General features: G+C 65.4%; 22 protein-coding genes. All 22 read left to right on the forward strand.

What is annotated here, in order from left to right:
* Positions 1 to 2: 2 nt before the first annotated feature.
* The 22 genes from GGQ98_RS00165 to GGQ98_RS00270 all read left to right on the forward strand — a co-directional run bounded on the left by GGQ98_RS00165 (position 3) and on the right by GGQ98_RS00270 (position 20,889).
* Entirely contained in the window at positions 3 to 917 is a 915-nt protein-coding gene (locus GGQ98_RS00165) for a class I fructose-bisphosphate aldolase (protein WP_184063306.1), read from the forward strand.
* Positions 918 to 924: 7 nt separating this feature from the next.
* Positions 925 to 1,608, forward strand: a complete 684-nt coding sequence (gene thiE / locus GGQ98_RS00170; protein ID WP_184063308.1) for a thiamine phosphate synthase — start codon at positions 925 to 927, stop codon at positions 1,606 to 1,608.
* A 70-nt stretch (positions 1,609 to 1,678) separates the two neighbouring features.
* Entirely contained in the window at positions 1,679 to 2,242 is a 564-nt protein-coding gene (gene efp / locus GGQ98_RS00175; RefSeq protein WP_184063310.1) for an elongation factor P, read from the forward strand.
* An 11-nt stretch (positions 2,243 to 2,253) separates the two neighbouring features.
* A complete protein-coding gene (locus tag GGQ98_RS00180) occupies positions 2,254 to 3,063 on the forward strand; it encodes an inositol monophosphatase family protein (protein ID WP_184063312.1) in 810 nt (269 codons plus the stop codon).
* Between the two features lie 77 nt (positions 3,064 to 3,140).
* A complete protein-coding gene (locus GGQ98_RS00185) occupies positions 3,141 to 3,518 on the forward strand; it encodes an NADH-quinone oxidoreductase subunit A (protein ID WP_121048569.1) in 378 nt (125 codons plus the stop codon).
* Entirely contained in the window at positions 3,509 to 4,054 is a 546-nt protein-coding gene (locus GGQ98_RS00190; RefSeq protein ID WP_184063314.1) for a NuoB/complex I 20 kDa subunit family protein, read from the forward strand. Before GGQ98_RS00185 ends, GGQ98_RS00190 begins: the two co-directional genes overlap by 10 nt.
* Positions 4,051 to 4,680, forward strand: coding sequence for an NADH-quinone oxidoreductase subunit C (locus GGQ98_RS00195; protein WP_184063316.1), 630 nt, complete (start codon positions 4,051 to 4,053; stop codon positions 4,678 to 4,680). Before GGQ98_RS00190 ends, GGQ98_RS00195 begins: the two co-directional genes overlap by 4 nt.
* Positions 4,680 to 5,891, forward strand: a complete 1,212-nt coding sequence (locus tag GGQ98_RS00200; RefSeq protein ID WP_184063320.1) for an NADH-quinone oxidoreductase subunit D — start codon at positions 4,680 to 4,682, stop codon at positions 5,889 to 5,891. Before GGQ98_RS00195 ends, GGQ98_RS00200 begins: the two co-directional genes overlap by 1 nt.
* The gene (gene nuoE, locus GGQ98_RS00205) at positions 5,888 to 6,520 is read left to right on the forward strand and encodes an NADH-quinone oxidoreductase subunit NuoE (protein WP_184063323.1); all 633 of its coding nucleotides are present in this window, start codon (positions 5,888 to 5,890) and stop codon (positions 6,518 to 6,520) included. Before GGQ98_RS00200 ends, nuoE begins: the two co-directional genes overlap by 4 nt.
* The gene (gene nuoF / locus GGQ98_RS00210) at positions 6,517 to 7,824 is read left to right on the forward strand and encodes an NADH-quinone oxidoreductase subunit NuoF (protein ID WP_341534095.1); all 1,308 of its coding nucleotides are present in this window, start codon (positions 6,517 to 6,519) and stop codon (positions 7,822 to 7,824) included. Before nuoE ends, nuoF begins: the two co-directional genes overlap by 4 nt.
* A gap of 9 nt (positions 7,825 to 7,833) precedes the next feature.
* Positions 7,834 to 9,852 (forward strand): NADH-quinone oxidoreductase subunit NuoG, encoded by a 2,019-nt coding sequence (nuoG, locus tag GGQ98_RS00215; protein ID WP_184063326.1) that lies wholly within the window; start codon positions 7,834 to 7,836, stop codon positions 9,850 to 9,852.
* 115 nt (positions 9,853 to 9,967) lie between these two features.
* Positions 9,968 to 11,017 carry an NADH-quinone oxidoreductase subunit NuoH gene (gene nuoH / locus GGQ98_RS00220; RefSeq protein WP_184063329.1) on the forward strand — a complete coding sequence of 350 codons (1,050 nt, stop codon included), beginning with the start codon at positions 9,968 to 9,970 and terminating at the stop codon, positions 11,015 to 11,017.
* Positions 11,014 to 11,502 carry an NADH-quinone oxidoreductase subunit NuoI gene (gene nuoI, locus GGQ98_RS00225; protein ID WP_184063332.1) on the forward strand — a complete coding sequence of 163 codons (489 nt, stop codon included), beginning with the start codon at positions 11,014 to 11,016 and terminating at the stop codon, positions 11,500 to 11,502. Before nuoH ends, nuoI begins: the two co-directional genes overlap by 4 nt.
* Before the next feature lie 49 nt (positions 11,503 to 11,551).
* A complete protein-coding gene (locus GGQ98_RS00230) occupies positions 11,552 to 12,172 on the forward strand; it encodes an NADH-quinone oxidoreductase subunit J (protein WP_184063335.1) in 621 nt (206 codons plus the stop codon).
* The gene (gene nuoK / locus GGQ98_RS00235) at positions 12,169 to 12,474 is read left to right on the forward strand and encodes an NADH-quinone oxidoreductase subunit NuoK (RefSeq protein WP_184063338.1); all 306 of its coding nucleotides are present in this window, start codon (positions 12,169 to 12,171) and stop codon (positions 12,472 to 12,474) included. Before GGQ98_RS00230 ends, nuoK begins: the two co-directional genes overlap by 4 nt.
* 6 nt (positions 12,475 to 12,480) lie before the next feature.
* The gene (nuoL, locus tag GGQ98_RS00240; RefSeq protein ID WP_184063340.1) at positions 12,481 to 14,529 is read left to right on the forward strand and encodes an NADH-quinone oxidoreductase subunit L; all 2,049 of its coding nucleotides are present in this window, start codon (positions 12,481 to 12,483) and stop codon (positions 14,527 to 14,529) included.
* Positions 14,526 to 16,073 carry an NADH-quinone oxidoreductase subunit M gene (locus GGQ98_RS00245; RefSeq protein ID WP_184063967.1) on the forward strand — a complete coding sequence of 516 codons (1,548 nt, stop codon included), beginning with the start codon at positions 14,526 to 14,528 and terminating at the stop codon, positions 16,071 to 16,073. Before nuoL ends, GGQ98_RS00245 begins: the two co-directional genes overlap by 4 nt.
* Positions 16,073 to 17,518 (forward strand): NADH-quinone oxidoreductase subunit NuoN, encoded by a 1,446-nt coding sequence (gene nuoN / locus GGQ98_RS00250; protein WP_184063343.1) that lies wholly within the window; start codon positions 16,073 to 16,075, stop codon positions 17,516 to 17,518. The genes GGQ98_RS00245 and nuoN overlap by 1 nt, the downstream gene beginning before the upstream one ends.
* Positions 17,515 to 18,225 carry a biotin--[acetyl-CoA-carboxylase] ligase gene (locus GGQ98_RS00255; RefSeq protein WP_184063346.1) on the forward strand — a complete coding sequence of 237 codons (711 nt, stop codon included), beginning with the start codon at positions 17,515 to 17,517 and terminating at the stop codon, positions 18,223 to 18,225. Before nuoN ends, GGQ98_RS00255 begins: the two co-directional genes overlap by 4 nt.
* Positions 18,225 to 18,995: a type III pantothenate kinase gene (locus GGQ98_RS00260; protein WP_184063348.1), complete on the forward strand. Its 771-nt coding sequence runs from the start codon at positions 18,225 to 18,227 to the stop codon at positions 18,993 to 18,995. Before GGQ98_RS00255 ends, GGQ98_RS00260 begins: the two co-directional genes overlap by 1 nt.
* Positions 18,992 to 20,641 (forward strand): ribonuclease J, encoded by a 1,650-nt coding sequence (locus GGQ98_RS00265; protein ID WP_184063350.1) that lies wholly within the window; start codon positions 18,992 to 18,994, stop codon positions 20,639 to 20,641. The genes GGQ98_RS00260 and GGQ98_RS00265 overlap by 4 nt, the downstream gene beginning before the upstream one ends.
* A complete protein-coding gene (locus tag GGQ98_RS00270) occupies positions 20,641 to 20,889 on the forward strand; it encodes a DUF1467 family protein (protein ID WP_184063352.1) in 249 nt (82 codons plus the stop codon). Before GGQ98_RS00265 ends, GGQ98_RS00270 begins: the two co-directional genes overlap by 1 nt.
* Positions 20,890 to 20,912: the final 23 nt, after the last annotated feature.

Here is a 20,912-nt window from a genome sequence, read left to right on the forward strand (position 1 = left end):
GCATGAAGATCACGAAACCCGTGAAGGCCATCCTTTCGAACTATGAAAGCGACAACCCCGGCACGAAGGCGAACCTCGCCCGTATCCTGATGCAGGGCCAGCTCGGCGGCACCGGCAAGCTCATCATCCTCCCGGTCGATCAGGGCTTCGAGCACGGCCCGGCGCGCAGCTTCGCGGTCAACGAACCGGCGTATGATCCGCACTACCACTTCCAGATTGCCATCGACGCGGGGCTTTCCGCCTACGCCGCGCCGCTCGGCATGATCGAGGCGGGCGCCGACACGTTCGCTGGCCAGATCCCGACGATCCTCAAGGTGAACTCGTCGAACTCGTGGGCGACCTCGATCAACCAGGCCGTCACCGGCACGGTCGACGACGCGCTGCGCCTCGGCTGCTCGGCGATTGGCTTCACCATCTATCCGGGCGCCGACGAGGTGTTCGACATGATGGAGGAAATCCGCGAAATGTCCGCCGAAGCGAAATCGGTGGGCATCGCCACGGTGATCTGGTCGTACCCGCGCGGCGGCAATCTCTCGAAGGACGGCGAACTCGGGCTCGATGTCGGCGCTTACGCCGCGCACATGGCGGCGCTGCTGGGCGCGCACATCATCAAGGTGAAGCTGCCGAGCGACCACATCGAGCAGAAGGACGCGCAGAAGGCGTACGAGAAGCTGGATCGCTCCACGCAGGCGAAGCGCGTGGCGCATGTCGTGAAGTCGTGCTTCAACGGCCGCCGCATCGTCGTCTTCTCGGGCGGCGCGGCGAAGGGTGCCGACGCCGTCTATCAGGACGCGCGCGATATCCGCGACGGCGGCGGCAACGGCTCGATCATCGGCCGCAACACCTTCCAGCGCCCGCGCGACGAAGCGATGGCGATGCTCGCGAAGCTGGTGAATATCTACAAGGGCAAGGAATAGACGCCCGGTGGACGACGACATCGCGCTCGACCCCCAGTTCGCCGAGCGTTTCAAGCGAGAGGCCCGGCCGCCGTGCCAGCTCTACCTGATCTCGCCGGATCGTTATGATCCGGGCTTTCCGGAGCAGTTGAAGGCGGCGCTCGGTGCAGGGCCGGTGGCGGCCTTCCAGCTTCGGCTGAAGGGCGTGGAGGACGTGGAAATCCTGCGCGCGGGCGCGGCGCTGAAGCCCATCCTCGCCGCGTATGACGTCGCCTTCATCCTCAACGACCGCGCCGACCTTGCAAAGGAACTGGGCGCAGACGGCGTGCATCTGGGCCAGTCCGACGGCAGCGTCGCGGAGGCCCGCAGCCTGCTCGGCCACGACGCGCAGATCGGCGTCACCTGCCACGACAGCCGCCATTTCGCGATGGAAGGCACCGAGGCGGGCGCCGACTATGTGGCGTTCGGCGCCTTCTACCCCACGGCGACCAAGGAGACGACGCATCGCCCCGATCCGTCGATCCTGTCGTGGTGGACGACGATCAGCGAAATCCCCTGCGTCGCCATCGGCGGCATCACGCCGGAAAATGCCGCGCCGCTCGTTGCGGCGGGGGCGGACTTCCTTGCCGTCTGCGGAGCCGTGTGGGCGCACCCGCAAGGTCCGGCGGCAGGCGTAAAAGCCTTTCAAGGTATCCTCGAGCAGACTTCTTGAGCAGATGCCCGCGGGCTGATAGAAGCCCCGCACTTTTCCGGTTTCGGCTCTCTTTCTCAGGATTGCACCTATGAAGATCAGCGGCGTGGACATTCGTCCCGGCAACATCATCGAATATGAAGGCGGGCTGTGGCGCGCCGTGAAGATCCAGCATACGCAGCCCGGCAAGGGCGGCGCCTACATGCAGGTGGAGCTGAAGAACCTCGTCGACGGCCGCAAGACCAACGTCCGCTTCCGTTCGTCGGAGACGGTGGAGCGCGTCCGCCTCGACACCAAGGACTTCCAGTTCCTCTACGCCGAAGGCGACATGCTGACCTTCATGGACAAGGAGACCTACGAGCAGGTCTCGCTGCCGCAGGATCTGCTCGGCGACGCCGCCGCGTTCCTGCAGGACGGCATGGATGTCGTGATGGAACTCCATGAAGAAAAGCCGCTTTCCGTGCAGCTCCCCGATCAGGTGGAAGCCATGATCGTGGAGGCGGACGCCGTGGTGAAGGGCCAGACGGCCTCGTCCAGCTACAAGCCCGCCGTGCTCGACAACGGCGTGCGCATCATGGTGCCGCCGCACATCGCATCGGGCACGCGCATCGTCGTCGACGTCTACGAGCAGACCTACGTCCGCCGCGCGGACTGATCGGAACCCCTATGCCCGCCCATTCCGCCCTCATCACCATCATGGAAAAGGCCGCGCGCAAGGCTGCGCCCCGGCTGCGCCGCGATTTCAATGAGGTTTCGCAGCTTCAGGTCTCCCGCAAGGGGCCGTCGGATTTCGTGTCCAACGCCGATCATGCCGCCGAGCGCACGATCGTCGAGATTCTGCGGCAGGCGCGGCCCGATTGGGGGCTGGTGCTGGAAGAGGGCGGCGAGATCGAGGGCGATCCCTCGCGCCCGCGCTGGATCGTCGATCCGCTCGACGGCACCACGAACTTCCTGCACGGCATCCCGCACTTCGCGATCACGATCGCGGCGGAGCAGGACGGCCAGATCATTTCGGGTCTCGTCTATCAGCCGATGACCGACGAGAGCTTCTGGGCGGAAGCGGGCAGGGGCGCGTGGATTCAAAACCAGCGCCTGCGCGTTTCGGCGCGAAAAGACCTCGGCGACTGCCTGATCGCCACGGGCATTCCGTTTCAGGGCGTGGGAAACTTCGATCAGTTCGATTCCATCCTGCAGGCGGTGGCGCCCAATGTCGCAGGCATCCGGCGCTTCGGCTCTGCGGCGCTCGACCTCGCGTGGGTCGCGGCGGGGCGTTACGACGGGTACTGGGAGGCCGGGCTGAACGCGTGGGATGTGGCTGCGGGCATGCTTCTGGTGCGCGAAGCCGGGGGCTTCGTCAGCGACTATCGCGGCGGCGACAAGGTCATCGAGCGGCGCGAAGTGATCGCGTCGAACAGTGCTATTCAGACGCGTTTGCATAAACTCATCGGCGGGGCCCTTCGCAGCGCAGCAAAGTGATTGCAAAAGGCAGGCTTACAGCCTTGCAAGCCCGCTGACACGCGCCTAAAAGCGCCGCAAATATCAGGGAATCGCGTATGCAATCGGTCGCGGCGGAGTATCTGCCGATCCTCTTGTTCCTGGGCGTGGCGGTGGTTCTGTCGGGCGTTTTCGTGGGCCTGCCGGTGCTGGTTTCGAACCTCACGGGAACCAACAAGCCCGACCCGAACAAGCTCGCCGAGTACGAGTGCGGCTTCCCGGCCTTCGAGGATGCGCGCCGCCAGTTCGACGTGCGCTTCTATCTGGTGTCGATCCTGTTCATCATTTTCGATCTTGAAGTCGCATTCCTGTTCCCGTGGGCGGTCAGCCTCGGCGCCACGGGCGTGTTCGGCTGGGCGTCGATGATGGTGTTCCTCGGCATCCTGACGATCGGTTTCATCTACGAATGGAAGAAGGGCGCGCTGGAATGGGAGTAGAGACCCAAATGGCGCCCGCCGGCTCCGGTATCATCATGCCGGATCAGGGCTTCGTGGACGACATCAACAACGAGATGTCGAGCAAGGGCTTCCTCGTCACCTCGACCGAGGAGCTTTTCCACTGGGCGCGCACCGGCTCGCTGTGGTGGATGACCTTCGGGCTCGCCTGCTGCGCGGTCGAGATGATGCACACCAACATGCCGCGCTACGATCTGGAGCGTTTCGGCGCCGCGCCGCGCGCTTCCCCGCGCCAGTCGGACGTGATGATCGTGGCGGGCACGCTCTGCAACAAGATGGCCCCGGCGCTGCGCCGCGTTTACGACCAGATGTCGGAGCCGCGCTACGTCATCTCGATGGGAAGCTGCGCCAACGGCGGCGGCTATTATCACTACAGCTATTCGGTGGTGCGCGGCTGCGACCGCATCGTGCCCGTCGACATCTACGTGCCGGGCTGCCCCCCGACCGCCGAGGCGCTGCTCTACGGCATTCTCCAGCTGCAGCGGAAGATCCGCCGCGTGGGGACGTTCGAACGATGAAAAGCCCCGCGCCCCGCATGTCGTCCGATAGCGGCGTCATCGAAGCCGCGCGCGCCGCGCTCGGCGACGTCATTGTAGCGGCCGCCGAACATGCGTTCGAAGTGACGCTGACCGTGCATCGCCGCGACCTTTACAAGGCGCTGGAGACGCTGCGCGACACGCCCGGCCTCGAATACCAGCAGCTGATGGAGATCGCGGGCGTCGATTACCCGGAGCGCCCCGAGCGTTTCGAGGTCAACTACTGCCTGCTCTCGCTGACGCTGAACCGCCGGATTCGGGTGAAGACGCTCACCGACGAAAAGCAGCCCGTGCCCTCCGTCGTCGATCTCTGGCCGGTCGCGGGCTGGCTGGAACGCGAAGTGTGGGACATGTACGGCGTCCGTTTCGACGGCAACCCGGACCATCGCCGCATCCTCACCGACTATGGCTTCACCGGGCACCCGTTCCGCAAGGACTTCCCGCTCACCGGCTATGTCGAGCTGCGCTACTCCGAAGAGCACAAGCGTGTCGTCTACGAACCCGTGAAACTCGCGCAGGATTTTCGCAGCTTCGACTTCATGAGCCCGTGGGAAGGCGCCGAATACGTGCTTCCGGGCGACGAGAAGGCGGAAGTGAAGGCGAGCTGATGGCCAAAGTCGCAACCACGACGCCCACAACGACCGGCGACGTCGAAATCCAGAACTACACGATCAACTTCGGCCCGCAGCACCCGGCGGCGCACGGCGTGCTGCGCCTCGTCATGGAGCTGGACGGCGAGATCATCGAGCGCTGCGATCCGCACATCGGCCTGCTGCACCGCGGCACCGAGAAGCTGATCGAATACAAGACCTATCTCCAGGCGCTGCCCTACATGGATCGGCTCGACTACGTGTCGCCGATGTCCATGGAGCACAGCTACGTGCTCGCCATCGAAAAGCTGCTGGATATCGAGGTGCCGCTGCGCGCCCAGTATATCCGCGTGCTGTTCGCGGAGCTGACGCGCATCGGCAACCACATCCTGAACACCACGGCGCACGCGATGGACGTCGGCGCGCTGACGCCGATCCTGTGGATGTTCGAAGAGCGCGAGGCGATCCTCGGCTTTTACGAGCGGGCCTCCGGCGCGCGCTTCCACGCGGCGTATTTCCGCCCCGGCGGCGTGCATCAGGATCTGCCGCCGAAGCTGATCGCCGACATCGCCGACTGGGCGGACAATTACCTGAAGGTGATGGCGGACTTCGAAACGCTCATCTGCGACAACCGCATCTTCAAGCAGCGCAATGTCGATATCGGCATCATCAGCGAGCAGGACGCGGTGGCGTGGGGCTTCTCGGGCCCCTGCATTCGCGGCTCCGGCCTGCCGTGGGATCTGCGCAAGTCGCAGCCCTACGAGGTTTACGACCGCATGGAGTTCGACGTGCCGGTCGGCAAGACCGGGGACTGCTACGACCGCTTCATGGTCCGCATCGAGGAAATGAAGCAGTCGCTGCGCATCGTGAAGCAGTGCCTGCGCGAGATGCCCGAAGGCCCGGTCGCCAGCCTCGACCGCAAGGTGGTGCCGCCCAAGCGCGGCGAGATGAAGCGCTCGATGGAGGCGCTCATCCACCACTTCAAGCTCTACACCGAAGGCTTCCACGTTCCGGCGGGCGAGGTCTACGTCGCCACCGAAAGCCCCAAGGGCGAGTTCGGCATCTATCTGGTGGCGGACGGCACCAACAAGCCGTACCGCTGCAAGATCCGCCCCACGGGCTTCTCGCACCTGCAGGCGATGGATTTCCTCTGCAAGGGCCACATGCTCGCCGACGCGCCCGCCGTGCTCGGCAGTCTCGATATCGTTTTCGGTGAGGTCGACCGGTGAGTCACGCTGCTTCCGCAACGCCCGAACAGCATCACGCGTTCGATGGTTTCGATTGGACGCCCGAGAACGCGAAGCGCGTGAAGGTCATCCTCGCGCGCTACCCGGAGGTGCGCAAACAGTCCGCCGTGATGCCGCTCCTCGATCTCGCGCAGCGCCAGGTCGGCGCGCAGACGAAGACGCAGGGCTGGCTGCCGATCCCGGTGATCGAGTTCATCGCAGGGCTACTCGGCATGCCCTACATCCGCGTGCTCGAGGTGGCGACCTTCTACACGATGTATAATCTCGCGCCCGTCGGCCGTCATCACGTGCAGGTCTGCGGCACCACGCCCTGCATGCTGCGCGGCTCCGACGACGTGATGAAGGCGTGCAAGGACAAGGGCCTCGCCAAGGGCCACACGACGGCGGACGGGCTCTTCACGCTCACCGAGGTCGAATGCATGGGCACCTGCGCGAACGCGCCGATGGTGCAGATCAACGACGACAATTACGAAGACCTCGACTACGCGAGCATGACGCGCATTCTGGAAGAGCTTGCCGCAGGCAAGGCGCCGAAAACCGGCCCGCAGATCGACCGCCAGAACAGCGCCCCCGTCGGCGAGCAGACGTCGCTCAAGGAGTATATGGCGTGACCATTGCACTGCTTGAGGACAAGGACCGCATCTTCACCAACGTCTACGGTTGGCAGGATTGGGGCGTCAAAGGCGCGCTGAAGCGCGGCGACTGGGACGGCACCAAGGACATCATCGCCAAGGGGCAGGACTGGATCATCGAGCAGGTGAAGGCGTCGGGCCTTCGCGGGCGCGGCGGCGCGGGCTTCCCCACCGGGCTCAAATGGTCGTTCATGCCCAAGGAACCGCGCGAGGATCGCCCGTCCTACCTCGTCATCAACGCCGACGAATCCGAGCCCGGATCGTGCAAGGACCGCGAGATCATCCGCCACGATCCGCACAAGCTGATCGAAGGCGCGCTGATCGCCGGGTTCGCGATGCGCGCGAAGGCCGCGTACATCTACATTCGCGGCGAGTTCATCCGCGAGGCCGAAACGCTGTTCGCAGCCGTGGAGCAGGCCTACGACAAGGGCTTCATCGGCAAGAACGCCTGCGGTTCGGGCTATGATTTCGATGTGTTCGTGCATCGCGGCGCGGGCGCCTACATCTGCGGCGAGGAAACCGCGCTCCTCGAAAGCCTTGAAGGCAAGAAGGGCCAGCCGCGCCTGAAACCGCCGTTCCCGGCGGGCGCGGGTCTCTACGGTTGCCCGACGACGGTGAACAATGTCGAGAGCATCGCCGTGGTCCCCACGATCCTGCGGCGCGGCGCCGAATGGTTCGCCGGTTTCGGCCGTCCGAACAATGTCGGCACCAAGCTCTTCCAGCTCTCGGGCCACGTGAACACGCCCTGCGTCGTCGAGGAATCGATGGGCATCAGCTTCCGCGAACTGATCGAGAAGCACGGTGGCGGCATTCGCGGCGGCTGGGACAATCTGCTCGCGGTCATCCCCGGCGGCTCGTCCGTTCCGCTGGTGCCGGCGGCGCAGATCATGGACGCGCCGATGGATTTCGACGGGCTTCGCGAACTCAAGTCCGGCCTCGGCACGGCGGCGGTGATCGTGATGGACAAGTCCACCGACATCGTCCGCGCGATCAGCCGCATTTCGTATTTCTACAAGCACGAAAGCTGCGGCCAGTGTACGCCCTGCCGCGAGGGCACCGGCTGGATGTGGCGCGTCATGGAGCGCCTGCGTACCGGCGACGCGGACCTTTCGGAAATCGACACGCTGCTCGACGTCACCACCGAGGTCGAGGGGCACACCATCTGCGCGCTCGGCGATGCGGCGGCCTGGCCGATCCAGGGCCTCATCCGCCATTTCCGCCCGGAACTTGAGCGCCGCATCAACGAACGCAAGGGTGCTGCCCTTGCCGTGGCGGCAGAGTAGGAACGCCCGATGCCCAAACTTACCGTCGACGGCATTGAGGTGGAGGTTCCCGCAGGGGCGACCGTGCTTCAGGCGTGCGAGCTGGCCGGCAAGGAAGTGCCGCGCTTCTGCTATCATGAGCGGCTTTCGATCGCGGGCAACTGCCGCATGTGCCTTGTCGAGGTGAAGCCCGGGCCGCCGAAGCCGCAGGCCTCGTGCGCGCTGCCCGCCGCCGAGGGGCAGGAGGTCCGCACCGACAGCCCGCTCGTCAAGAAGGCGCGCGAGGGCGTGATGGAGTTCCTGCTCATCAACCACCCGCTCGATTGCCCGATCTGCGATCAGGGCGGCGAGTGCGACCTGCAGGACCAGTCGGTCGCCTACGGCCGCGGCCGCACGCGCTACACGGAGAACAAGCGCGCCGTCACCGAGAAATACATGGGCCCGATCATCAAGACGGCGATGACGCGCTGCATCCACTGCACGCGCTGCGTGCGCTTTGCCGAGGAAGTGGCGGGCACCGACGAGATCGGCGCGCTCTATCGCGGCGAGAACATGCAGATCACCTCGTACCTCGAAGCGGCGGTGAAGTCGGAGCTTTCGGGCAACGTCATCGATCTCTGCCCCGTGGGCGCGCTCACCTCGAAGCCTTATGCATTCGAGGCGCGGCCGTGGGAGCTGACGAAGACGAGCGGCATCTGCGTGATGGATGCAGTCGGCACCAACATCCGCATCGACGCGCGCGGCCCCGCCGTGCTGCGCGTGCTGCCGCGCGTCAACGACGACGTGAACGAGGAATGGGCGTCGGACAAGACGCGCTACGCCCCGCTCGGCCTTTCGAAGCGCCGGCTCGACAAGCCCTATGTGCGGCGCGCCGGCAAGCTGGAAGCGGCGAGCTGGGCGGAGGCTTTCGCCGCCGTGAAAACCGGGCTCTCGGATCTCAGCGGCAATCAGATCGGCGCGGTGGCGGGCGAACTGCTCGACGTCGAATCGATGGTGGCGCTCAAAGACTTGATGAAGTCGCTCGGCTCGGACCGTTTCGAGTGCCGCACGGACGGCATGGCGCTGCCCGGCGGCGGCGCGGGCGCATACCGCTTCAACACCGGCATCGCGGGGATTGAAGACGCGGACGTCGTGCTGCTCGTCGGCGCGAACCCGCGCTGGGATGCGCCGCTCGTCAACACGCGCCTGCGCAAGGCGGTGGTGAAGAAGGGCGCGAAGGTCTTCAACGTCGGGCCTGAGGTCGATCTCACCTACCCGGTCACGCAGCTCGGCGACGGCGCGGTGCTCGGCAAGCTGCCGAAGGCGGCGGCGGACGCGCTGAAGAGCGCGACGCGGCCCGCGATCATCGTCGGCGCGGCAGCGCTCACGCGCGGCGACGCACCCGCGATCCTCGCCGCGCTCGGCAAGATCGCCAGGGCCGCGAAGATCGGCGCGGAAGGCTTCAACGTCCTCCACACGGCGGCCTCGCGCGTCGGCGGTCTCGACATCGGCTTCACGCACGACGGCGGCATCGCCGAAGTGCTCGGCAGCGGTCTCAAGGCGCTCATCGTCCACGGCGCGGACGAGATCGACACCAACCTCGAAGGCGTCTTCAAGGTCTACATCGGCCACCACGGCGACCTCGGCGCGCGCGGTGCGGACGTGATCCTTCCGTCTGCGAGCTTCGCCGAGAAGGACGGCACCTATGTGAACATGGAAGGCCGCGTGCAGCGCAGCTACCGCGCCGTGTTCGCACCCGGTGACGCCCGCGAAGACTGGGCGATCCTGCGCGCACTCTCCGAAGTGCTCGGCAGCAAGCTGCCCTACGACAGCTTCGCCGCGCTCCGCGCGCGCATCGCCGCAGAATGGCCGCATCTGGCGGAGGAGGGGATCGCGCCCGCATCCGGCGAGATCGACTTCGGAACCGGCGGCGATTTCGACGCCGCACCGATCGGCCGCTTCATTCACGATTTCTACCTGACGAACGCGGTCGCCCGCGCGTCCGAGGTGATGCAGGATTGCTCGGCGACGCTGCTGCACGGCGCGCCCGCGCTGGAGGCGGCGGAATGACCTTCTCTTTAACCCGTCATGCTGAACTCGTTTCAGCATCCATGCACCGCAGCCGCCCCGCCGCCGTATGGACCCTGAAACGAGTTCAGGGTGACGTGTACGAAAGGCTGGAACGATGACCGAATTCTTCCAGGCATCGATCCTCGGGCCGACCTTCGGCTACCTCGTCGCCACGCTCATCCTCATCCTCGCCATCACGCTGCCGGTGCTGATCGCGGTCGCCTTCGCGGTCTATGCGGACCGCAAGATCTGGGCGGCGATGCAGCTTCGGCGCGGGCCCAACGTGGTGGGGCCGTGGGGGCTGCTGCAGAGTTTCGCGGACGGCGCGAAGGTATTCCTCAAGGAAACCATCATCCCGGCGGGCGCCAACAAGGGCGTGTTCCTGCTGGCGCCGATGATCACCTTCACGCTGGCGCTGATCGGCTGGGCGGTGATCCCGTTCGATGCGGGCGCCGTGCTCGCCGACATCAACGTCGGCATCCTCTATCTGTTCGCGGTCTCGTCGCTCGGCGTCTACGGCATCATCATGTCGGGCTGGGCGTCGAACTCGAAATACCCGTTCCTCGGCGGGCTGCGTTCGGCCGCGCAGATGGTCTCCTACGAAGTCTCGCTCGGCCTCGTCATCATCACGGTGGTGCTCTACGCCTCGTCGTTCAACCTCAGCGAGATCGTGCTTAGCCAGCAGGGCAACATCGGCTTCCTGAACGGCAACATCTTCAATCCGCTGCTGTTCCCGATGGGCATCGTGTTCTTCATCTCGGCGCTCGCCGAAACGAACCGCCCGCCGTTCGATCTTCCCGAGGCCGAAGCCGAGCTCGTCGCAGGCTATCAGGTCGAATATTCGTCGATGAGCTTCGCGCTGTTCTGGCTCGGCGAGTACGCGAACATCCTGCTGATGTGCGCGATGACCGCCGTGCTCTTCCTCGGCGGCTGGCTGCCCCCGGTGGACTGGGCGCCGCTCTACGTGATCCCGGGCTTCATCTGGTTCCTCGCGAAGATGGTGTTCATGTTCTTCCTCTTCGCCTGGGTGAAGGCCACAGTGCCGCGCTACCGCTACGACCAGCTGATGCGCCTCGGCTGGAAAGTGTTCCTGCCGCTGTCGCTCTTCTGGGTGTTCCTCGTTTCCGGGTGGCTGATGTTCTTCACAGACAGGTTCGCGTCATGACCGCCATATTCCGCGCCGCCAAATCGATGCTGCTGCTGGAGTTCATCCGCGGCATGGCCCTCACGTTCAGTTACATGTTCAAGCCCAAGGCGACGCTGAACTATCCCTATGAAAAGGGGCCGATCAGCCCGCGTTTCCGGGGCGAGCATGTGCTGCGCCGCTATCCGAACGGCGAGGAACGCTGCATCGCGTGCAAGCTGTGCGAGGCGGTGTGTCCGGCGCAGGCGATCACCATCGAGGCCGAACCCCGCGAGGACGGCTCGCGCCGCACCACGCGCTACGACATCGACATGACGAAGTGCATCTACTGCGGCTTCTGTCAGGAAGCCTGCCCGGTGGACGCGATCGTCGAAGGCCCGAACTTCGAATTCGCCACCGAAACGCGCGAAGAGCTGATCTACGACAAGGCGAAACTGCTCGCGAACGGCGACCAATGGGAAACGGCGATCGCCGCCAACCTTGCGGCGGACGCGCAGTGGCGATAACCGGCCGCACGCACAAGCGTGGCGACATGAAAAGGGGCGGGGCGAAACCGTGATCGAGGCCATCATCTTCTACATGCTCGCAGGCATTATCGTCCTGTCGGCAACGGCGGTGATCTTTGCCCGCAACCCGGTGCACAGCGTGCTCTGGCTGATCCTGGCGTTTTTCAACGCCGCCGGCCTGTTCCTGCTGCTGGGCGCGGAGTTCATCGCGATGATCCTGGTGATCGTCTACGTCGGCGCGGTCGCGGTGCTGTTCCTGTTCGTGGTGATGATGCTTGACATCGACTTTTCGGAGCTGCGCACGGGCTTCACCCGCTACATGCCCTTCGGGCTGATGCTCGCGGGCGTGCTGCTTGCCGAACTCGTGATCGCGGGCACCGCGTGGACGCTGGGTGCCGGAGCCCAGGCGGTCGCCGTCGCGCCGCTCTCGGCGGCGGGCGACGTCACGAACACCGAGGCGCTCGGCGCGCTCATCTACACGAAATACGTCTACATCTTCCAGGCGGCGGGCATGGTTCTGCTCACCGCGATGATCGGCGCGATCGTGCTGACGCACCGCCAGCGCACCGGCGTCAAGAAACAGAGCATCGCGCGCCAGAACGCCGCCAGCCCGGGCGAGGCCATCGAGGTGCTCAGCGTTCCGGTGGGCGAGGGGGTGAAACTCAAATGATCGGCATCACCCACTATCTCACGGTCGCGGCGATCCTGTTCGTGATCGGCGTGCTCGGCATCTTCCTCAATCGCAAGAACGTCATCATCATCCTGATGTCGATCGAGCTGATCCTGCTCGCGGTGAACATCAATTTCGTGGCGTTCTCGGCGTACCTCGGCGATCTCGTGGGGCAGGTGTTCGCGATGTTCGTGCTCACCGTCGCGGCGGGCGAGGCGGCGATCGGGCTTGCGATCCTCGTCATCTATTTCCGCAACCGCGGCACGATCGCGGTCGACGACATCAACATGATGAAGGGCTGAGCGGGCGTGCTTCACACCATCGTATTCCTGCCGCTGCTCACGGCGATCGTTGCCGGTCTCGGCAACCGCGTGCTCGGCAACACGCTCGCCAAGGCAATCACCACGGGCGGCCTGTTCCTGGCCTGCGCGCTGTCGTGGGCGATCTTCATTCCCGTGCTGATGGGCCAGCCGGTCGAAAGCCAGCCGGTCATGGAATGGTTCCGCTCGGGCGGTCTCGTCGTCGACTGGTCGCTCCGGCTCGATACGCTCACCGCCGTGATGCTCGTCGTCGTCACTACCGTGTCGGCGCTCGTGCACCTCTATTCCTGGGGGTACATGGCGGAAGACCCGGATCAGCCGCGCTTCTTCGCCTATCTGTCGCTGTTCACCTTCGCCATGCTGATGCTGGTGACGGCGGACAATCTCGTGCAGATGTTCTTCGGCTGGGAAGGCGTCGGCCTCGCCTCGTACCTGCTCATCGGCTTCTGGTATCAGAAGCCCTCGGCAAACGCGGCCGCGATCAAGGCGTTCGTCGTCAACCGCGTGGGCGATTTCGGCTTCTCGCTCGGCATCTTCGGCGTGTTCATGGTGTTCGGCACCACCGACATCGCGACGATCCTTGCCGCCGCGCCGGATTTCTCGGGCAGCAGCTTCGAATTCCTCGGCGCGCAGGTCGATACGCTCACCGTTCTCTGCCTGCTGCTGTTCATCGGCGCGATGGGCAAGTCCGCGCAGCTCGGCCTGCACACCTGGCTGCCCGATGCGATGGAAGGCCCGACGCCGGTGTCCGCGCTGATCCACGCCGCCACGATGGTGACGGCGGGCGTGTTCATGGTCTGCCGCCTGTCGCCGCTCTTCGAAACGAGCGAGATCGCGCTGAATGTCGTCACCTATGTGGGCGCGGCCACCGCGCTGTTCGCGGCGACCGTCGGCACCACGCAGCACGATATCAAGCGCGTGATCGCCTATTCGACCTGTTCGCAGCTCGGTTACATGTTCTTCGCGGCGGGCATCGGCGCTTACGGCGCGGCGATGTTCCATCTCTTCACGCACGCCTTCTTCAAGGCGCTGCTGTTCCTCGGCGCGGGCTCGGTGATCCATGCGATGCACCACGAGCAGGACATGCGCTATTACGGCGGCCTGCGGAAGCATATCCCCGTCACCTTCTGGGCGATGATGATCGGCACGCTCGCCATCACGGGCGTCGGCATCTACTGGCTCAGCGCGGGCTTCGCGGGCTTCTATTCGAAGGATGCGATCATCGAGAGCGCCTTCGCGGCGGGCACGCAGTCCGGCTATGTCGCCTACGGGGTCGGCGTGTTCGCGGCGCTGCTCACCAGCTTCTATTCGTGGCGTCTGATTTTCCTCACCTTCTACGGCAAGCCGCGCTGGTCGCAGAGCGAGCATATCCAGCACGCCGCGCACGGCGACCATGCGCACCATGACGACCACGCCCATGCGCACGACGATCACGCGCACGATGCCGGGGACGGCACGCTCGGCTACAAGCCGCACGAAAGCCCGGTTTCGATGCTCATACCGCTCGTCGTATTGTCGATCGGCGCGATCTTCGCGGGCTTCGTGTTCAAGGGCGCGTTCATCGATGCCGAAGGCGGCGTCGCGTTCTGGAAGGGTGCGCTGGCGTTCGATGCGCACCTCGCGCACGCCTCGCACGAGGTGCCGCTGTGGGTGAAGCTGTCGCCCGCGATCGTCATGCTGATCGGCCTCTACATCGCGTGGAACAACTACATCCGCAATCCGGGCGCGCCGGCGAAGTTCGTGGCGATGTTCGGCGGCCTTCACGCCTTCCTCTTCAACAAATGGTACTTCGACGAGCTGTACGATGTGATCTTCGTGCGCCCGTCGAAGTGGCTCGGCCGCATGCTGTGGAAGAAGGGTGACGAGGGCACCATCGACCGCTTCGGCCCGAACGGCCTCGCGGCGCTGGTGATGGGCGGCGCGGGCGCGGCGCGGCGGCTGCAGACCGGCTACCTCTACACATATGCGTTCGTGATGCTGATCGGCCTCGCCGCCGCGGCCGCGTGGTTCCTCCCGAAGATGCTGGGCGGCGAATAATGGGCTTTCCGATCCTTTCCCTGATGATCCTGCTGCCGCTTGCGGCGGCGACGGTGCTGCTGTTCGTCCCCGGCGACGAAAACGGCCGCGCGAATACCGCGCGCTGGACGGCGCTTGCCGTCACGCTTGCAGAGCTGGTGCTCGGCATCATCCTCTGGGCGCGCTTCGATATCGGCTCGGCGAGCTTCCAGTATGCCGAAAGCCTGCCGCTGTTCGAGCCGTACTTCTCGTGGTCGCTCGGCATCGACGGCATCAGCCTCGTCCTCATCGCGCTCAGCGTGTTCCTGATGCCGATCTGCATCCTCGCGTCGTGGACCTCGATCCGCACGCGCGTGCCCGAATACATGGCGGCGTTCCTGCTGATGGAATCGCTGATGATCGGCGTCTTCGCGGCGACCGACCTGTTCCTGTTCTACGTCTTCTTCGAAGGCGGCCTCATCCCGATGTATCTCATCATCGGCATCTGGGGCGGCAAGGACCGCATTTACGCGAGCTACAAGTTCTTCCTCTACACGCTGCTCGGCTCGGTGCTGATGCTGCTCGCCATGCTCTACATGGCCAGCGTCGCGGGCACGACGTCGATCCCAGAGCTGCTGGTGTACGATTTCGATCCGAACGTGCAGACGTGGCTGTGGCTCGCGTTCTTCGCCAGCTTTGCGGTGAAGATGCCGATGTGGCCGGTGCACACCTGGCTGCCCGACGCGCACGTGCAGGCGCCGACGGCAGGCTCGGTGATCCTGGCGGGCGTGCTCCTGAAGATGGGCGGCTACGGCTTCATCCGCTTCTCGCTGCCGATGTTCCCGGCAGCCTCGGCGGAGCTGATGTGGATCGTTTTCGGCCTGTCGATGATCGCGGTCGTCGTCACCTCGCTCATCGCGCTCGCGCAGTCCGACATGAAGAAGCTGATCGCGTACTCGTCGGTCGCGCACATGGCGTTCGTCACCGTCGGCCTGTTCGGCTTCAACCAGCAGGCGATCGAGGGTTCGATCGTTGTGATGCTCAGCCACGGGCTCGTCTCGGGCGCGCTGTTCCTCTGCGTCGGCGTCGTCTACGACCGGATGCACACGCGCGACATCGATGCCTACGGCGGCGTCGCCACGGTGATGCCGCGCTATGCGATCCTGTTCATGCTCTTCACGATGGCGTCGGTCGGGCTTCCGGGCACCAGCGGTTTCATTGGCGAGTTCCTGGTGATGATGGGCGCGTTCCGCACCTCCACCTTCGCCGTCGCCGTAATCTGCACGGGCATCATCCTGGGCGCCGCCTACATGCTCTACCTCTACCGCAAGGTGATGTTCGGCGTGGTGACGAAGGACGAGGTGCGCGCGATGACAGATCTCAACGTGCGCGAAATCCTGTGCCTCGCCCCCATCGCGGTTTTCGTGCTGTGGATGGGCATTGCCCCCAACGTGTTCATCGATCCCGTGCGCGCGCCCGTGGCGGCGATCGTCGCCCGGCTTGAGCCGACCGCGCCGCCCCAGCAGACGGTCGCGGTGGTGAAGCAGGCCGCAGCTAACCCCCACACCCCGGCGGAGACTCACTGATGCAGCCGCTCGTGCAATCGCTCGGCATCGCCGCACCGGAAATCGTCCTCGCGCTCGGCGCGATGGCGCTGCTGATGATCGGCACGTTCCGGGGCGACCGCAGCCTGCCGCTGCTGTCGTGGCTCGCCGTCGGCATCTATGCCGTCGCCGGCCTGTTCATGATCGACGACATGCCGCGCGCCTTCGCGTTCGACGGTCTCTACGTCGCCGATCTGTTTTCCGATTATCTGAAGGTCGTCGTCTACGGCGCGGCGGCTGTCTGCACGGTCATCGCGATCCCGTATCTGCGCCGCGCGCATTCGGACAAGTTCGAATACCCCGTGCTGCTGATGCTCGGCGCGCTCGGCATGGGCATGATGGTTTCGGCAAACGACCTGCTGTCGCTCTACGTCGGCCTCGAACTGCAGAGCCTCGCGGCCTATGTGCTTGCCGCGTTCCACCGCAGCGAGACGAAATCGTCCGAAGCGGGCCTCAAATATTTCGTGCTCGGCGCGCTGGCGAGCGGCATCCTGCTCTACGGCATCAGCCTGATCTACGGTTTCGTCGGCAGCACGAACTTCGTCGCGCTGGGCGCGCAGCTCGAAGGTCAGGCGTCGATCGGCGTTGTCTTCGGTCTCGTCTTCATCTTCTCGGGGCTCGCGTTCAAGATCAGCGCCGTGCCGTTCCACATGTGGACGCCCGACGTTTACGAAGGCGCGCCGACGCCGGTTGCCGCCTTCTTCGCGTCTGCCCCGAAAGTCGCCGCGATGGGCCTCCTTGTGCGCGTCGCGATCGAAGGCTTCGGCGGGCTGGCCGACGAATGGCGGCAGATCATCGCGTTTGCGGCGGTCGCCTCGATGATCCTCGGCGCTGTCGGCGCGATCGGGCAGACGAGCATCAAGCGCCTGCTTGCCTATTCGTCGATCAACAACATCGGCTTCGCGCTCATCGGCCTTGCCGCAGGCACCGAGGCGGGCATCGCGGGCGTGCTGTTCTACATGGGCATTTACGCGGCGATGACGATCGGCTCGTTCCTCGTCGTGCTCGCGCTGCGCGACCCGGACGGCACGCCGGTGGACGACATGGCGCGCCTCGCGGGGCTTTCGAAAACGCGCCCCGGCCTTGCCGCCGCGCTTGCCGTGTTCATGTTCAGCCTTGCCGGCATTCCGCCGATGCTCGGCTTCTGGCCGAAGTTCAGCGTGTTCAACGCCGCGATCGCTTCGGAGATGTACGTGCTCGCGGTGATCGGCGTCGTCACGTCGGTGGTGGGGGCATACTACTATCTTCGCGTCGTGAAGCTGGCGTACTTCGATGAGCCTGTCGGCACGCTCGCGCCGGGCGACAGCCGCGTGAACGGTGTCGTGCTGACGGCGGCGGCGGTATTCTGCTCACCGCTCGGGATGCTCGCCATCGCGCCGCTCGTGGCGTGGGCGACGGCGGCGGCGCGCATCATCGTCAGCGGATGAGCTTCCGCATCGTCGATCTTGCCGAAACCGGCAGCACGAACGACTGGATCGCCGATCACCCGGAAGACGGGCTCTGGGTCCGCGCCGACCGCCAGACGGCAGGGCGGGGCCGTCGCGCGCGGGCGTGGACGTCCGACATCGGCAACCTCTTCACCAGCACCTTCGCCGCGCCGCAGCCGGGGGAAGGCGCCGCGCCGCAGCTCTCGTTCGTGGCCGCGAACGCGCTTCTCGATACCGTCGCCCGCTGGGTGCCGCGCGAACGCCTGTCGCTGAAATGGCCCAACGATCTGATGCTGGACGGCATGAAGGTCGCGGGCATTCTGCTCGAAGGTCACGCGCGGGGCGTCATCATCGGCGTCGGCGTCAATCTCGCGCATTTCCCCGAAGGCACCGAGCGCCCCGCCACGAGCCTCGCCGCCGCGGGCATCGCGCCTCCGTCCGCGCGCGAGGCGTGCGGCACGCTTGCCGAGGCGTTCGCCGCGCATCGCCGCCGCTGGCGCGAGGATGGCTTTGCCGCCACCCGCGCCGACTGGCTCGCCGCTGCCGCCGGGATCGGCAAGCCCATCGTCGCGCGGCTCGGGAACGCGGATCTGACCGGCACGTTCGAAGGACTGGCGGAAGACGGCGCGCTGCTTCTGCGCTTGCCGGACGGCGCTTTACGCCCCATTCACGCGGGCGAAGTGTTCACATTGGGGGATCAGGCCTGATGCTGCTCGCGATCGATGTCGGCAATACCAATACGATGTTTGCGGTCGTCGACCACGGCGAGATCGTTCACCGCTGGCGCATCTCCACGCAGGCGTCGCGCACGTCGGACGAATATATGGTCTGGCTCACCCAGCTCATGGAAATCGACGGCGTCGACCGCAGCAAGGTCGGCCGCGTGGTGATCTCCACCGTGGTGCCCACCACGCTCTTCAATCTCGAACGCATGGCGCGGCGGGGCTTCGGTATCGATCCGCTTGTCGTCACCAAGGATCTTGATCTGGGTGTCGGCATCGAGATTGCGCATCCCGAGCAGGTCGGCATGGACCGGCTCGTCAACTGTGTCGCCGTGGGCGATCGCCACGAGGGCGATTTCATCATCATCGACTTCGGCACGGCAACGACATTCGACATCTTCGTCGGCAATGCCTATACGGGCGGCATCATCGCGCCCGGCATCAATCTGTCGGCGGAGGCGCTTTATGTCGCCGCCGCGCAATTGCCGCGCGTAGCCGTTGCGCCGCCGAGGGGCGGCAAGGCGAAAGGCTTCGATACCGTGTCCGCCATGCAGTCGGGCATTTTCTTCGGTTATCTCGCGATGATCGAAGGGCTGGTCGCGCGCCTGAAGGCGGAGGCCACGGGGCCGATGAAGGTTCTGGCGACGGGCGGCCTTGCCGTCCTGTTCGAGCCCTACACGCGCGTGATCGATGTCGTGGACGTCGATCTCACGGTGCGGGGCCTTACGATTATTGATGAAAGGAACAGGCGTTGAAGCCTGGAAAAGAACTGATCTTCCTGCCGCTCGGCGGCTCCGGCGAGATCGGCATGAACGTCAACCTCTACGGCTGCAACGGCAAGTGGATCATGGTCGATCTCGGCATGACCTTCGCCGATCCGTCGCTGCCGGGCGTCGAGCTTGTGCTCCCCGACCTCTCGTTCATCGAGGACCGGCAGAAGGATCTGCTCGGCATCGTGCTCACGCACGGGCACGAGGATCATATCGGCGCGATCCCCTATCTCGTCGGCGATTTCGACGTGCCGCTGTTCGCGACGCCCTTCACCGCCGGTCTCATCCGCAAGAAGCTGATCGAGGAAGGCATCGAGCGCGATGTCGAGCTGAACGTGGTGCCGCTGGAGGGCGAGGTGAACCTCGGCCCGTTCAAGTGCCGCTACGTACCGCTCGCGCATTCGATTCCCGAAGGCAACGCGCTCCTCATCGAAACGCCCTACGGCAAGATCTTCCACACCGGCGACTGGAAGCTCGATGAAGCGCCCGTGCTCGGCGTGCCGTCGACCGCCGCAGAACTCACCGCGCTCGGCGACGAGGGCATCCTCGCGCTCGTCGGCGATTCCACCAACGTCTTCAACCCCGAGGCTTCGGGCAGCGAAACGGGTGTGCGCGAGGGGCTGGACAAGGTGATCGCGGGCCACAAGGGCAGAGTGCTCGTCACCACCTTCGCGTCGAACGCCGCGCGCCTCCATACGCTCGGCGAGGTCGCGAAGGACACGGGGCGCAAGCTCTGCGTCGTCGGCCGCTCGCTCGATCGCATCCTCGAAGTGTCGCGCAGTGTCGGCTATCTCAAGGATTTCCCGCCCACCGTGTCGCATGAAGAGGCGATGCGCGTTCCCCGCGACAAGCTGCTCATCGTCTCCACCGGGGCGCAGGGCGAGGCGCGCGCGGCGCTCTCGCGCATCGCGGAGGGTGATCATTCGCACATCAAGCTCGAACGCGGCGACCTCGTCGTCTATTCCTCGAAGCAGATCCCCGGAAACGAGCTTTCGATCGGCCGCGTCCAGAATGCGCTCGCCGCGAAAGGCATCGAGATCATCACGGACCGGCAGGCGCACGTCCACGTCTCCGGGCATCCGGGTGTGCCGGAGCTTGAGGCGATGTACGGCTGGATCCGCCCGCAAATCTCCATCCCCGTCCACGGCGAGCGCCGCCATATGGAAGAACACGCGCGTCTCGCCCGCCGTTTCGGCGTGCCTGAAGCGGTCGTGCCCGTGAACGGCAGCGCGATTCGCCTCGCGCCCGGCAAGCCGCAGATCATCAGTCACGAGCCCGTCGGGCGTCTGGTGCTCGACGGCGACGTCATCCTGCCCGCCGACGGCGCGACGATGCTCGCCCGCCGCCGCATGATGCACAACGGCCTCATCGCCGTGTTCGTGGTTCTGGACGGCAAGAACCGCCTGCTCGCGCCGCCGCAGGTGCAGTCGCACGGCGTGCCGGTCGAGGATGATCGCGACGAGTTCATCAACAACTGCGTTTCGGCGGCGAGCGAAGCCGTCGCCAAGACACGCGGCAAGTCCGAAGATGCGCTCGCGGAAGCGATCCGCGTCGCCGTCCGCCGCACCGCGCGGGACTGGACCGGCAAGAAGCCGATCACCGAAGTGACGATCACGAGGGTAAAAGGCTGATGAGCTGGGGGTCGATCGCCGCCATCTACCTGCTGATCTGGACGGTGACGCTCTTCACCGTCCTGCCCTTCGGCGTCCGCACGTCGGACGAGGCGGGCGAGGACAAGGTGAAGGGTCAGGCCGACAGCGCGCCGACGCGCCCCATGCTCGCGAAGAAGCTGCTCTGGACCACGCTTGTCTCGGCCGTCATCATGGCCGGTGTCTGGTGGATCGGCGAGGCAGGCTACCTGGATTTCATGCCGGACTGAACCGCGCCGCCCGATACCGTCAC

The organism is Sphingosinicella soli (assembly GCF_014199685.1).
GTDB lineage: Bacteria > Pseudomonadota > Alphaproteobacteria > Sphingomonadales > Sphingomonadaceae > Sphingosinicella > Sphingosinicella soli.

Bases quoted from the DNA above. Each gene is read 5' to 3' on its own strand.
- nuoH (WP_184063329.1), top strand. From the start codon at position 9,968: ATGACCGAATTCTTCCAGGCATCGATCCTCGGGCCGACCTTCGGCTAC.
- GGQ98_RS00195 (WP_184063316.1), top strand. From the start codon at position 4,051: ATGAAAAGCCCCGCGCCCCGCATGTCGTCCGATAGCGGCGTCATCGAA.
- GGQ98_RS00200 (WP_184063320.1), top strand. From the start codon at position 4,680: ATGGCCAAAGTCGCAACCACGACGCCCACAACGACCGGCGACGTCGAA.
- nuoG (WP_184063326.1), top strand. From the start codon at position 7,834: ATGCCCAAACTTACCGTCGACGGCATTGAGGTGGAGGTTCCCGCAGGG.
- GGQ98_RS00255 (WP_184063346.1), top strand. From the start codon at position 17,515: ATGAGCTTCCGCATCGTCGATCTTGCCGAAACCGGCAGCACGAACGAC.
- nuoK (WP_184063338.1), top strand. From the start codon at position 12,169: ATGATCGGCATCACCCACTATCTCACGGTCGCGGCGATCCTGTTCGTG.
- GGQ98_RS00260 (WP_184063348.1), top strand. From the start codon at position 18,225: ATGCTGCTCGCGATCGATGTCGGCAATACCAATACGATGTTTGCGGTC.
- efp (WP_184063310.1), top strand. From the start codon at position 1,679: ATGAAGATCAGCGGCGTGGACATTCGTCCCGGCAACATCATCGAATAT.
- GGQ98_RS00270 (WP_184063352.1), top strand. From the start codon at position 20,641: ATGAGCTGGGGGTCGATCGCCGCCATCTACCTGCTGATCTGGACGGTG.
- GGQ98_RS00185 (WP_121048569.1), top strand. From the start codon at position 3,141: ATGCAATCGGTCGCGGCGGAGTATCTGCCGATCCTCTTGTTCCTGGGC.
- GGQ98_RS00180 (WP_184063312.1), top strand. From the start codon at position 2,254: ATGCCCGCCCATTCCGCCCTCATCACCATCATGGAAAAGGCCGCGCGC.
- nuoN (WP_184063343.1), top strand. From the start codon at position 16,073: ATGCAGCCGCTCGTGCAATCGCTCGGCATCGCCGCACCGGAAATCGTC.
- GGQ98_RS00190 (WP_184063314.1), top strand. From the start codon at position 3,509: ATGGGAGTAGAGACCCAAATGGCGCCCGCCGGCTCCGGTATCATCATG.
- GGQ98_RS00165 (WP_184063306.1), top strand. From the start codon at position 3: ATGAAGATCACGAAACCCGTGAAGGCCATCCTTTCGAACTATGAAAGC.
- nuoI (WP_184063332.1), top strand. From the start codon at position 11,014: ATGACCGCCATATTCCGCGCCGCCAAATCGATGCTGCTGCTGGAGTTC.